Source organism: Bacillus sp. FSL K6-0073, assembly GCF_038006085.1.
GTDB lineage: Bacteria > Bacillota > Bacilli > Bacillales > Bacillaceae_G > Bacillus_A > Bacillus_A cereus.
In genome coordinates this window covers 2,398,164-2,410,286 of record NZ_JBBOUN010000001.1, presented here as the reverse complement: position 1 = coordinate 2,410,286, position 12,123 = coordinate 2,398,164, and the positions used below count along the sequence as shown (strand labels likewise).

Here is a 12,123-nt window from a genome sequence, read left to right as displayed (position 1 = left end):
GCATGACCTCCTATTTACTAAAAAACAATCATGTAAGTAACCAACGTACAACCAATCGAAAACAATATAAATCTAAAAAACAACTGAGCTTTCGATGCAAACGATCCATCAATGAAAGAAACAACTACCGTAAGCAAAACGCTTGCCGCAATACTTGTAACGAGCCAGATACTATGCATTTGTGATAAATTTAGCATGCCTAATAAAGGGACAAAAAGTAAATTTGCACAAATCACTCCAAATAATAATAAAAACACACCTTTATAACTAAATTTTATATTCATTCAATTTCCCCCTTTCTAATTTTAATGTGAAAGAAGTGATAGACAAAAAGTCTATCACTCAAAATAACAGCATGCAGATTAAGGATTAACCGACTCTCCGTCACCATTCTTTTCAATTTCAAGCATATTTTTGTCGTACATTTTAAAGAATGGTAAATAAATAAGGAACGATATTGCTATATTTATAAAAACTAATACAATCGCACGCCAATCTCCACCTGTTGCTAAATATGCACCGATTGGAGCAGGTAATGTCCATGGCGGCATAATATGCGTTGGTGTTACAAATCCCATTGCGGTTGCAGCATACGCTATAGTAGCTGTTACTAACGGTGTAATGACGAAAGGAATAATTAAAATTGGATTTAATACGATCGGCAAACCGAATATAACCGGTTCATTTATATTAAAAATCCCAGGGACAATACATGTTCTCGATAATGCTTTCGAATATTTTGATCGACCAAATACAATCATAGCTAACACAAGCCCTAACGTTGCACCCGAACCACCAATCCAAATAAACCATTGATAAAACGGTTCTGGTGCAATAAACGGAAAATGACTCGCTCCACTTGCTACAGCTTCACCGTTCTTTCCTAAATACACATCCCAAAGTGGCCTTGCCACAGTACCTACAACTGATACTCCGTGTATCCCGAAAGACCAGAAAAACGTAATTAAAAATACAGGTATAATAACGCCAAAGTAACTATCACCAGCTTTTACTAACGGTGCGGCTAGTTTATCTACAACGTAATGTAAATCAACTTTAAAAACGACTGTAATAAGACTCATAATAATAATAACGAATGCTGCAGGTATAAGTGCTTCAAATGAACGTGATACTGACGGTGGTACTTGTTCTGGCATTTTTATCGTTACGTTATTCTTCTTACAAAATCTTAAAATCTCAACTGATAAAATAGAGACGATCATCGTCACAAATAATCCATGACCTCCAAGATTTGTCATCGGAAGCATGAATCCTTTTTTATCAATTAACTCAGGCGTTAATGTTAAAAGTAGTGAACATACCGCAAGCTGTGCTCCTGATAAAGCATCTAATTTATAACTTTTCGCTAAATTATATCCTATTCCAAATGCTATATATAAGGACATAATAAACATAGTTAAACGATATGGTATCAATATACTTGTTTGATTCTTTAATGCCCAAACCGATATGAAACTATCTTTCGGCAGTGGTGGAAATGCTACTATTAAAAAAAAGCTTCCTACTATAATAAATGGTAACGCCGAAATAACTCCATCACGGATTGCTTGTAGATGCCTCTGCTCAGAAAGCCTTGCCATCGGGCCAGATAAGTTTTTATCAAGAAACGTGACAAACTTATTCATAACGCTTCCCCCTAACTAATTAATTCATTTACAGTTTTTAATAAAGTCGGGCCTCCAAGTGGCGTGTACGCTTGCGGTGGAATGATGCCACACGGAATAGATTCCTCCTCTGCAAATTTTTTTACAGAGTCAAATCGGTGTCTTATTTGAGGTGCCACCATTACGACATCCCAGTCATTCTTTACTTCTTCCTCTACCTCATTCGTTCCAATTGCATGCACTTCCATGTTCACACCATTTTTCTCCGCTTCTTTTTTTAAAGCGTTTACAACAATTGCACTGGACATTCCTCCAGAACAGACGAACAAAACTTTCATTTATTAATCCTCCTATACTTATAATTTATTACCCTTCAAATGAAAGGAAGTTTCACTTTACTAACAAGCATATGAAGTAGTAAATGAATTTAGTTATAATGAAAGTAAATTTCATTAAAAATATTTTTCCTATTAAATTAATGTTTCAATATGCAATTTTCTCTATTGCAAAGTCAACCTCGCCTCCTATATTATTTTAAATAATCATATGATAGGGAGGCGTATAAATGATCGTTAAACGTTTATTAATGATATGTTGTATCGTCATCTTGTTCATCCCTTTCTCTTTCATTCCCCCTCACTCTACTTATGCTGAAGTAAATACTGCATACAAAAAACATGAATTACGTGCTGTATGGATTGCATCTGTTCTGAATATTGATTGGCCCTCAAAAACTGGCTTACCCATTGAAAAACAGAAACAAGAATTTATAAGATTATTAGACGATGTAAAAAGCACTGGTATGAATGCAGTTGTTGTACAAATTAAACCAACCGCTGATGCTTTCTATCCTTCAAATTACGGTCCTTGGTCTGAATACATTACAGGAACACAAGGAAAAGATCCTGGTTATGACCCGCTTGCATTTATGATTGAAGAAACTCATAAAAGAAATATAGAATTCCACGCTTGGATTAACCCATACCGAATAACGATGAATCACACCGATATAAATCGATTATCGAATAATCACCCTGCAAGGCAACATCCCAATTGGGTTGTCTCTTATGGCGGAAAGTTATATTACAATCCCGGTATTCCAGAAGTGAAAAAATTTATAACAGAAGGTGCTTTAGAAATCGTGCAAAATTACGATATTGATGCGCTGCATATGGATGATTATTTTTATCCATATAAAGTAGCCGGTGAAGAATTTCCAGATCAGAAAACGTACGAAACATATAATAACGGTAGATTTACAAATATAGAAGATTGGCGACGTAACAATGTAAATGAACTTGTAAAAGATTTAAATACTGCTATAAAACAAGAAAAATCATATGTAAAGTTTGGCATTAGTCCGTTCGGCGTATGGAGAAATATAGCTGACGATCCGACTGGCTCTAACACAACCGCAGGCCAAAGAAACTATGATGACCTTTATGCTGACACACGTGAGTGGATACAAAAAGGATATATTGACTACATTACACCGCAAATATATTGGAATATAGGTTTCACCCCAGCTGCATATGACATATTAGTAGATTGGTGGGTTAAAGAAACAAATAACAAACCGATTCACCTATACATCGGTCAAGCGGCCTATAAAATTAATAATAACTCCGTCCCTGCTTGGTCTGATCCAGAAGAATATCCAAGACAAATTGCATTAAACCGGCTATATCCTGAAATAAAAGGTAGTATGCATTTTAGCTTAAAAGATATTAATAACAATCCACTTGGAGTTAAAGATAGACTCTCAAAAGACATATATAAATATCCTGCATTAATCCCGCCTATGCCTTGGCTTGATCATGATCCACCAAAACAACCGACTTTAAAAGGCGCCATTCCAAGAGATGAAGGTATTGCAATCGGTATCATTGACAATAGAGATAATGATTCTGCTTATTACGCTATTTACCGCGCGAATGGGAAAAATGAAGTGGATATACAAAATCCGAAAAATTTACTTACTACTGTAAGAAAAACAAAACTTGGAGAAATTTATGTAGATAAAACAGTTATTTCTGGAGAAACGTATACGTATGTCGTAACTGCAGTTGATCGATTGCATAATGAAAGTGTGGCTTCTAGTAAATCTACTATTCAAGCAAAATAAAAGTAAAAGCCCCCATTTTTTTGAATGCGGGCTCTTACTTTTATTTTCGTAGTTCACTATATTGAATATGAATTCTATTCTCAGGGTTTTTATCTACTGTGTAAAGTACAAATAAGAAGAACCATTCTAGTGGCTTCATTAAAATATAAACAAAATCAGCCGACCATTTCGTATTAATATGTTTACTAATCGGATAACCGTATTTATCATAAAAATTACGAATAACTTTATGACATTTTGGTACCCGCTCCTCAATTACATTTTCAAAAGCGTTCGCAATTAATAACTGTCGATTAACTGTAATTCTTTCCCCATGCCTAATTCCTGCTCGTAATGGCTTAACGATGTTTTTATGGCCTTTCACAGAAACTGTACATAAATAATGCCCATCGCCGGAGACAATTTGAGGACTTGGGGCAGGAATCTTAGAATAATTAAAACTACTTGTTTCCATAAACACTCTTATAAAACTATCTGGTTTTTGGCCAAACAGTATTAAAATAAATTGAACAATTAACAAGACAGGAAATAAACTTATCATCCAGACTGTAGCCATTTTTTGATATCCAAAAGAAATACGATACAGCAATAATATAATTCTGTTGCTCTGCGTATAATCTTTCTCATTCTGAGATTGTATGAAATAACCTAATGTATTTCTTAATTTAGCTAAGAATAATAGACTAAAGGCAAGCATTCCAACTTGAATACAAAAGACTGGAATGTATCTCAATCCTCCTAATTCCGTATAAAAGGCAAAGCCTGTATGGGTAATATAGATGAATGTATATACAATGTTTACTATCATTAAAGTACTATAAAAAATATAAAATATTGGTGAAAGTTTTATTAATCCTGTTGTTAATCTCCAATACGAAACTCCACCTAAAATAACTAAGAGAACTACTATCGCAATGTAGTCATGGGCTAAAGAAGCATATTGATCAGACATCATTCCGTTCTTTTCAAATTTATGTAATGGTATTCCTGCTCTTACATCATTTGCATTCCACATAATACCTAAACCAAAGATAAAATAACTCAAACCCATTGATAATATTTCCTGCGGCTCGAACTTTAGTATACTTGAGGAATTCTCCTTCTTCGATTGGAAACTATCCCAAGCTTTACTAATAGGGTAGCCAAGAAATAAAAATAGAATTACAAATAGTATGACTAACTCAAATAGCACAATATCATACCCCTTTTATAATAATTGTTTACACAAAGTATAAAAAAACACTCTATATTTTACCATTTATTAACGTTTGTATATACAATTTCACAAAAGATTACACTCCCTCAATTCAAAAAAAACGCCTAAAAGCTGAAACATTCAACTTTTTAGGCGATCTCTTCTATTTATTCTTAAACTTCTCAGTCGCTGCTCTCATCTTCACATTTAAATCGTGATCAATTGAGTCGCGAATATCTCGCTCTACTACTTCCATTTCTTTTTGGAAATTTTCCAAGTAGATTTTCAGTTCTTCTTCCTTCTCTGGTCTTTGTGAAGGTGGTAATTGTACTACCAACGATAACATGGCCGTTAAATCTTTCATTAAGAACGTTTCAAGTTTATGTTGTTGTTCAAACATGCGTTGCTCTTGATAGTACGGAAGTGCATTCAATACTGAAATTGTAATATCATCAACCGTTCTTTGTAATGAAGGATTTATTGAGCGTTTATACGCTTGAATTGTATTTAATGCGTCTGGATAACGGTCATAAAAATACAATTTGTAAAATGATAAGTCTGTCGGTTTTACAGTTTGCTGTGTTTCTTGTCTTAAGAAATCTTTCACTTTCATCGCAGCTACATCAATATCTTCATTCGTAAGCTTTTTCGTAGTTTTTGCCATTACATGCACTTTTTTCTGCTTTTCTTTCGGTAACATCGAGAAGACTTGTTCTCTCGTACGTTGACCTGATGCACAAAATAGAGTATTTAATGTATTTTGTTCTTTCTTTCCTTCAGTGCGAATCCAACGATAAAACAGTGGATGTTGTGTAAATTCTTGTAGAAACGGTATTGATTTGTTTGATAACTTGTCTAAAGAATCTTGCGCTCTTTTATATGGCTTCGTCCATGAAAAATACAGCTTCCGTCCGAAATATACCACTAAAACAACGACAGTAAATGCTATTAAAAGCAATGTACCGAGTAGTAATAATACTGTTTGAATGAAACTCATTTGTTCACCTCCTCTAATAATCCGTTATTTCCTTGGACGCTGAATGAGTTTCTGCTTCATCTCATCATTAAATGTGTCTAGTTCAATAACGAACTTCTTACTTGACTCGATAATACGTTCTGACGATTTTTCAGATGCTTCAATTGCAGCGAACACATTTTGGAATGATTCACGTAATTTATCCATGCTAATAGCAGGGTTTTCAAGCAATTTTGTCGTTTCTTCTGTATTTTGTTTTAACGCTTGAGAATTACTTAATACCATCGATTCAATTGCTTCATTTGTCGCATTCACTGCATCGATTGTTTTCCGTTGATTTGTTAACGCTAACTGAATAGCAGCTGAAACCGTTACAACGTTTTGCGTCATCGTAATTGCATTACGAATTGCCTCTGTTAACTTTTCATTATTTTTCTTAATAATGTCTACAGATGCGATAGATTGTAATAAAACACTTTTCGCTTGCTGCATATTACGTGTACGTACAAGTATCTTTTCTAACGCATCGTTAATTAATGGAATATCTCTTTGACGTTCTGGATTTTGTTTCTCAGCTTCCAGCATGCCAGCAAGTTTTCTCCCTAAGTATACTTGCTTATCAAGAGCGTGAATTTTATCATGCGATTGCTCTTTAAGCATTTCAAGACCAACTGTATCTTCTTGTAAGTTGTCACGACCAATTAGAAGGGATCTTATAATCTCCTCAATTTGCTTATCTATAGATTGATATTTATGCACGTATGTTTCAAGTGGGTTTTTCTTGAATACTTTAAACATAATTTTCTTCATACCACTTGCTTTTAATGAATTCGGATCAAGTTCTGATACCACTTTTCGTAATTCTAACAATGTATTTGGAATTTCTTCGTTTTTTCCATTCATCATCGCTGTTACAGGACGTTTTAATGCTGACAACGTTTGTCCTGCTGCTTGTTGCTCTTTATCTCCTAAATCTCCTAGCTGAGACAATACTTTTGATAAATCTGTATTTTGCTCGCTATTTAACTTTTGTACATAAAGATCAGCTTCTTTATTCAGTTCCTCTAATTCTGCATCTTTTATAACTGTATCAACCACTACTTCTACATTATTATCTTTCACGATCGATACAGGTTCTTTTTTCTCGAGTTCAGTCAACAAAATCGCTCCTTTATTTATATGTGCGAATTTATATGCACTATATTTCATCTATTATATCGTATTTCATATACATTCTGATTGCTTGAAATCGATTTTTTTAGAAATGCCTGTTTATGCAGTCATTCCCTGTTTCTTACTATAAGTATACCTGTAAACAACATAATTTTCCTCAGACTTAAGACCTAGAGAACGACATGCTGAAGGCGGATTCTTCGTATGTTACGTATATAAATTATGTTCTTCTATCCTTCTGTACTCAATCTTTTGACATACACCCTTTTTCAATGTGATAATTATATTGCGCTCACTCCTATTTCTTCTTGCGCGCTACGAATGCTCCATTTTGAAATGCCAATAACACCGTTTCAAACATTTCATCTTCTTCTATCATTTTTTTAAACTCGGCTAATTCATTTGCATGAGAGGTTGCGTTATCAACAACAAGAAAACCCTTTGGTTGTAAAATGCGTTTTATATGCTCAAGCCACCACATGTATTGCGTACGCTCTGAATCTAGGAAAATAAAATCAAATGAATGATCTAATTGCGCATCTAAAAATGCCCCTGCTTCTTGATTATGAACATCAATCCTTTGTAAAAGGTTTGCCTTTTCAAAATTGACAAGTGCCTCTCCAACTCGTTCTGAAGAAAGCTCTACAGTTGTTACATTTCCATTTGTTTCTTCTACCGCATTAGCTAACCACAATGTAGAATAGCCATTAGAAGTTCCGATTTCTAAAATGTTTTTTGCGCTACACCCTTTTACTAAAATTGATAAAAATTGCCCCATCTCACGAGTAATATTCCGTAATTTTTCTTCCCGTGTTTTTTTATTTCGATCATGCTCTTCTCCATATTGTTCAAGTTGAAATAATAATGAATCTAACGTATCCATTTTTTTCATCGCCTTTCCAAAGCAATATGATGAAAAAGCTCTTGCTGCCCGTCTACTTTTTATTATATGCGAAACAAAAACCTTTTTCCTGTTATATGACAAAGATTTATAATTTTTTATAGCATATTGTTTCGTTTTTTGGTAAAGTTAATTTCTACGTGCAATTATTCCATTCATATTATTTCATATTAAAATTGCAGTTATTAAATTATATAAACCCCATTTAAATGAATCGGTATTTCAAATTCAATTAAGCGCCCTTTTCGGACGCATTTTCTTTGTTTATATATTTCCAGAAGAAAGGATGCTTACAAATGAACGTGATTAGCTTAGATGCTGCTCGAAAACGAAAGCAGCATAAAAAATTAATGATTACTATACCGATTATTACACGTATTTATGAAGAAGACGGGGAAATTAAATTTGAGGTAGCTGGCGAAAAAGATGTACCTCTTGAAATGTTAGAAAAATAATAAAAAAACGCATTTCTGAAGAAATGCGCTTTTTTATATTTTTACATTTAAATGCATAAGTTTTTCAGGGTTAACCATCATATAAATATTTGAAATTTTCTCATCCTCAAATGCAAACGAAAGAACATAAGTTACTTTATTATTTATTGTAACTATAACTCCTGGTATACCATTGACCATTTTGAAATCAACAGTGTACTCTTCTGTCAATCGTTGTGCAATCCCAAAGAACAAACGTATAATTCGATCCGCAGAATAAATCGGGTTAATAGCAGTCGTAACTTTACCACCACCATCAGCTTTGAGTATAGCATCTGTTTTTAATACTTCTAACATACCTTCCGCATCCCCACACTGTAATGATGATACAAACTTTTCAACATAAGAAGCCATTTTCTCCGTGCTTAATTTTGATTGCTTCGGTTTCTCCAACATGCTTTTTCGAGCACGTTGAAAGATTTTCCTGCAGTTCACACTACTCTTATCAACAATTGAAGCTATTTCTTCGTATTCATAACTGAAAACCTCTCTTAATATGAAAACAATCCTTTCTACCTCAGATAATTGTTGTAAAAGTAATAAATATGCGGTGGAAAGGGATTCTTTCATTATAAATGACTTTGATGGCTCATCACTCTCTTCTACAATTGGCTCTGGCAACCACATCCCTACATACACGTTACGTTTATGCGCTGCCGATCGTAATTTATCAATTGAACGATTTGTCGCCATCTTACATAAATATGCTTTCATATTTTCTATAGATTGAGGATCTTCTATATTATTTAGCGAGATAAATACATCCTGAACGATATCCTCAGCATCCATAACACTCCCAAGGATTCTGTATGCTAACGAAAATAATAATGGTTGATACGCTTCATATAACTGCTCCGTTTCCATGATGAACTGCCTCACTTTCATATTGCTTTAAAATGTGTAACGCTGCACGTTTCCCGCTTGCTACCGCAGCATCAGCTAATATTTCATCATGCCCTGCCCAATCTCCTGCAACATAAACACCTGGCATTTCAGGTATATTAGGACCCGGCTTTTCAACACGGTCAATATGAGGAAAATCATGTACTACTGTTATTTTCGGTAAATATTGCTGTGCAACAACTTCTCTTTTCCAATTTGGATGTAACAACTCCATCGTACTTTCCAACTGTTCTTTATCTTCATGAATATGATTCATCTCTAGCATAGGATTATGGTACTTAATTAGACTCACTGCAATTGATCCATCTTCACTTAATTTAGCTGCTCTCGATTGATTTGTGAAAAATATAGGTTGATCTAATCCTAATACAAATTGATGTGTAGGATTGGGTAATTGTCTCAAGCCAATATCTAATGCAGCAACAGTAACCGGTACCGATTGTTCACTCCATCTATGCAAACTTGTTCCTTCTGCACCTTTTATTATTTTACAAGCCTCTTTTGGCGGAGTCGTCACGATGACTGTACCTACTTCAAAAACCTCATCATCAACACAATGTATTCTTTGTTTATCTTCATAATGCTCTATTTCCAAAACATGCTTTTTAGCCAAAAATTTTACCCCGACATCATTCGCTAAATCTCTTAATTTTGTTATTATCGTCTCCCAACCACCATCTACATAAAGCACTCCTGCTTTTATAGAAAGCTGTATTTGCTTTAGTACAGATGATGCTAATTGTATTGTAGGAGCAAACGTATATGTTGTTGTCCGGCATAGCGCATAAAATATATTGCGAACCATTGGATCTTTTATTTCATTTTCTGCCCATGTAGTTAGACTCATTTTCGGAACTTCTCCTACATCTAAATTTCCTAAACGAATCATAAGACGTGAGAATTGTACTTTTGCAGACCACGAAAGTAGTGGTGTTGATAAAATTGAGCGAAAATCTGTTGGGATGGTGAATATATCCCCTTTCCATATTCCATGTGCTTTTGTAGATGGTATTCCACCTGGAAGATTCAAACCGAGCTCATTAAAAGTTATAAACGCTGCTCCGCCTCTATATAAAGCATGTGCACCAAGATTCATGCAGATTCCATTTTTATTTATAGTCATCCCTCGGCCACCGAATTGACTGGATTTTTCTAATACAATCACTTTCTTTCCAGCTTTCGCTAAATATATAGATGCTGTTAATCCAGCAAGCCCACCGCCAATAATTGCTACATCAAATGTATTCATAATAAAATCCCTCCTTATCGTTCTACATACAAGACAAACGATTAAGGAGGGATGTGACATGAAAATAAATTTTTATTACCCTACTTTATTTCATTACTTTTTAATTCGGTCATATTGCATACGAAATAACTCAATTGCAAATGGAATATCCTCTTCACTCTTTATATAATAACTGATCCATCCTGATTCAGGTAATACGTGATGTGGTTTTACCAATCCTTGCTTCACTAATTCATCTCGCTTTAACTTCGGAAATGGTAAATCAGCTAATTTATCACCATGAAGATGGCCAAGTTCTTTCTTACCATAATTTATTTCAATACCACCAAATCGATGCGGTTTTTCAGAAACACCCGCCCAGCTGAGTACTTCATTTCTAATCATTTCACTAAATGACATGAACATTCACTCCTTATAAATGATTGATGTACTTTTAAATTAACATTTTCATTACTTTTTTCCATCAATCCAAAGTATGAATGGGAATACGAATATAGTTTAGTATTAACACCTTATTCTTTATGAAATAAGTGAATTTATTAAGCTGCCGACAACAGCACAAAACAAAGACTAGACTCATATCCTAATTTTGTAACCTAACTTCCCTATAGAAAGGCGGGTAATACAATTGACTGCCAACATCGACTATACCTCTCCCTCAACCAATTTTACTTATGATGTAAATAAAAGTAATTTTTTTCGGAAAGATGCCCAAAATTATATAAATGTACTCGGTATTAAACAATTAAATACTTTAGAAAATACTTCTTTATTAGATATTTATTTAAGTACAGGAAATGTTGTAGAACCACATATTCATCAAAATGCAGCTGAACTTGTTTATTGTATTTCAGGGTCTGCTGTTGTTTCTTTACTTAATCCATTTACGAATCAAATTTTAAACTTACCGATAAAACCGGGGCAAGTTGCCAACATTCCACAAGCGTGGTGGCATTATGAAATTGCTACAGCAGATAATACTCATTTATTAGCTATTTTCAATGCCCCAGCGCCAGAAGTTATTTTCGGTTCTGATATTTTAAGATTAACTCCGGCTCATATGATGGCCCATACTTACTGCCTCAATGAACAACAATGGAAACAAGCGGTTTCCCCTATTCAATCAACTACTGTAATTGGTCCTCCGGCAAACTGCAATCAAAACCGTGAAACGAAAAATTATCCAACCCAGCCCCTCGCTCAACAACATAATCCGCATCACCAAGATTCTTATTACTTTCCTCTTTACTGGGGCTATTAATTTGTAAATTTTCAAAAAAACACAGTTTATCTCCTAGGAAAATACCGAGGAGATTTTTTTATTGTATCTTCTCTTCCTATTAAAAATAGTAACAATTGATAGTGTACATACATATAATATTTATATATTAAATTGGAGGTGATAGTACTATGAGTAATTATAACTATCGAAAAAACTACTCTTATAATAAAAATAGTAGCTCTTCAGCATCCTCTCAATCT

13 protein-coding genes are annotated in these 12,123 nt (G+C 34.2%); 3 read left to right on the top strand and 10 right to left on the bottom strand.

The features are described from left to right. Positions 1-17 precede the first annotated feature (17 nt). From MHB52_RS12625 to MHB52_RS12615, 3 genes are all read right to left on the bottom strand, one after another. Positions 18-284, bottom strand: a complete 267-nt coding sequence (locus MHB52_RS12625; protein ID WP_001021966.1) for a hypothetical protein — start codon at positions 282-284, stop codon at positions 18-20. A gap of 78 nt (positions 285-362) precedes the next feature. After that, the gene (locus MHB52_RS12620; protein ID WP_001032289.1) at positions 363-1,646 is read right to left on the bottom strand and encodes a PTS sugar transporter subunit IIC; all 1,284 of its coding nucleotides are present in this window, start codon (positions 1,644-1,646) and stop codon (positions 363-365) included. Between the two features lie 11 nt (positions 1,647-1,657). Then, positions 1,658-1,963 carry a PTS sugar transporter subunit IIB gene (locus MHB52_RS12615; protein WP_000865905.1) on the bottom strand — a complete coding sequence of 102 codons (306 nt, stop codon included), beginning with the start codon at positions 1,961-1,963 and terminating at the stop codon, positions 1,658-1,660. Positions 1,964-2,190: 227 nt separating this feature from the next. Here MHB52_RS12615 and MHB52_RS12610 point away from each other — a divergent pair, with 227 nt between their 5' ends. Then, positions 2,191-3,750: a glycoside hydrolase family 10 protein gene (locus MHB52_RS12610; protein WP_000636011.1), complete on the top strand. Its 1,560-nt coding sequence runs from the start codon at positions 2,191-2,193 to the stop codon at positions 3,748-3,750. 40 nt (positions 3,751-3,790) lie between these two features. Here the strand turns inward: MHB52_RS12610 and MHB52_RS12605 are convergent, their stop codons facing one another. The 4 genes from MHB52_RS12605 to MHB52_RS12590 form a co-directional block, all read right to left on the bottom strand. Further along, entirely contained in the window at positions 3,791-4,942 is a 1,152-nt protein-coding gene (locus MHB52_RS12605) for a DUF6688 domain-containing protein (RefSeq protein ID WP_016117914.1), read from the bottom strand. A 166-nt stretch (positions 4,943-5,108) separates the two neighbouring features. Next, positions 5,109-5,942 carry a DUF3974 domain-containing protein gene (locus MHB52_RS12600; protein ID WP_000008378.1) on the bottom strand — a complete coding sequence of 278 codons (834 nt, stop codon included), beginning with the start codon at positions 5,940-5,942 and terminating at the stop codon, positions 5,109-5,111. Positions 5,943-5,966: 24 nt separating this feature from the next. Continuing rightward, on the bottom strand, positions 5,967-7,079 hold the full coding sequence (locus tag MHB52_RS12595) for a toxic anion resistance protein (RefSeq protein WP_000137398.1): 1,113 nt from the start codon (positions 7,077-7,079) through the stop codon (positions 5,967-5,969). Between the two features lie 313 nt (positions 7,080-7,392). Next, on the bottom strand, positions 7,393-7,986 hold the full coding sequence (locus MHB52_RS12590) for an O-methyltransferase (protein WP_002005067.1): 594 nt from the start codon (positions 7,984-7,986) through the stop codon (positions 7,393-7,395). Between the two features lie 305 nt (positions 7,987-8,291). Between MHB52_RS12590 and MHB52_RS12585 the strand changes: the two genes are divergently transcribed. Beyond that, positions 8,292-8,450, top strand: a complete 159-nt coding sequence (locus tag MHB52_RS12585; RefSeq protein ID WP_001100984.1) for a hypothetical protein — start codon at positions 8,292-8,294, stop codon at positions 8,448-8,450. A 33-nt stretch (positions 8,451-8,483) separates the two neighbouring features. Here MHB52_RS12585 and MHB52_RS12580 read toward each other — a convergent pair whose 3' ends face one another. From MHB52_RS12580 to MHB52_RS12570, 3 genes are all read right to left on the bottom strand, one after another. Beyond that, positions 8,484-9,353 (bottom strand): sigma-70 family RNA polymerase sigma factor, encoded by an 870-nt coding sequence (locus MHB52_RS12580; RefSeq protein ID WP_000447142.1) that lies wholly within the window; start codon positions 9,351-9,353, stop codon positions 8,484-8,486. After that, positions 9,331-10,641: a phytoene desaturase family protein gene (locus tag MHB52_RS12575; protein WP_001091200.1), complete on the bottom strand. Its 1,311-nt coding sequence runs from the start codon at positions 10,639-10,641 to the stop codon at positions 9,331-9,333. Before MHB52_RS12575 ends, MHB52_RS12580 begins: the two co-directional genes overlap by 23 nt. 93 nt (positions 10,642-10,734) lie before the next feature. After that, a complete protein-coding gene (locus tag MHB52_RS12570; RefSeq protein ID WP_000010317.1) occupies positions 10,735-11,040 on the bottom strand; it encodes a luciferase domain-containing protein in 306 nt (101 codons plus the stop codon). A gap of 229 nt (positions 11,041-11,269) precedes the next feature. Here MHB52_RS12570 and MHB52_RS12565 point away from each other — a divergent pair, with 229 nt between their 5' ends. Further along, complete coding sequence (locus MHB52_RS12565) at positions 11,270-11,902, top strand: cupin domain-containing protein (protein WP_000126321.1); 633 nt, start codon at positions 11,270-11,272, stop codon at positions 11,900-11,902. Positions 11,903-12,123 lie beyond the last annotated feature (221 nt).

Excerpts from the sequence above, each read along its gene's own strand:
- MHB52_RS12625 (WP_001021966.1), bottom strand. The coding sequence starts at position 284 with ATGAATATAAAATTTAGTTATAAAGGTGTGTTTTTATTATTATTTGGA.
- MHB52_RS12590 (WP_002005067.1), bottom strand. The coding sequence starts at position 7,986 with ATGAAAAAAATGGATACGTTAGATTCATTATTATTTCAACTTGAACAA.
- MHB52_RS12610 (WP_000636011.1), top strand. The coding sequence starts at position 2,191 with ATGATCGTTAAACGTTTATTAATGATATGTTGTATCGTCATCTTGTTC.
- MHB52_RS12615 (WP_000865905.1), bottom strand. The coding sequence starts at position 1,963 with ATGAAAGTTTTGTTCGTCTGTTCTGGAGGAATGTCCAGTGCAATTGTT.
- MHB52_RS12575 (WP_001091200.1), bottom strand. The coding sequence starts at position 10,641 with ATGAATACATTTGATGTAGCAATTATTGGCGGTGGGCTTGCTGGATTA.
- MHB52_RS12580 (WP_000447142.1), bottom strand. The coding sequence starts at position 9,353 with ATGGAAACGGAGCAGTTATATGAAGCGTATCAACCATTATTATTTTCG.
- MHB52_RS12620 (WP_001032289.1), bottom strand. The coding sequence starts at position 1,646 with ATGAATAAGTTTGTCACGTTTCTTGATAAAAACTTATCTGGCCCGATG.
- MHB52_RS12600 (WP_000008378.1), bottom strand. The coding sequence starts at position 5,942 with ATGAGTTTCATTCAAACAGTATTATTACTACTCGGTACATTGCTTTTA.
- MHB52_RS12570 (WP_000010317.1), bottom strand. The coding sequence starts at position 11,040 with ATGTCATTTAGTGAAATGATTAGAAATGAAGTACTCAGCTGGGCGGGT.
- MHB52_RS12585 (WP_001100984.1), top strand. The coding sequence starts at position 8,292 with ATGAACGTGATTAGCTTAGATGCTGCTCGAAAACGAAAGCAGCATAAA.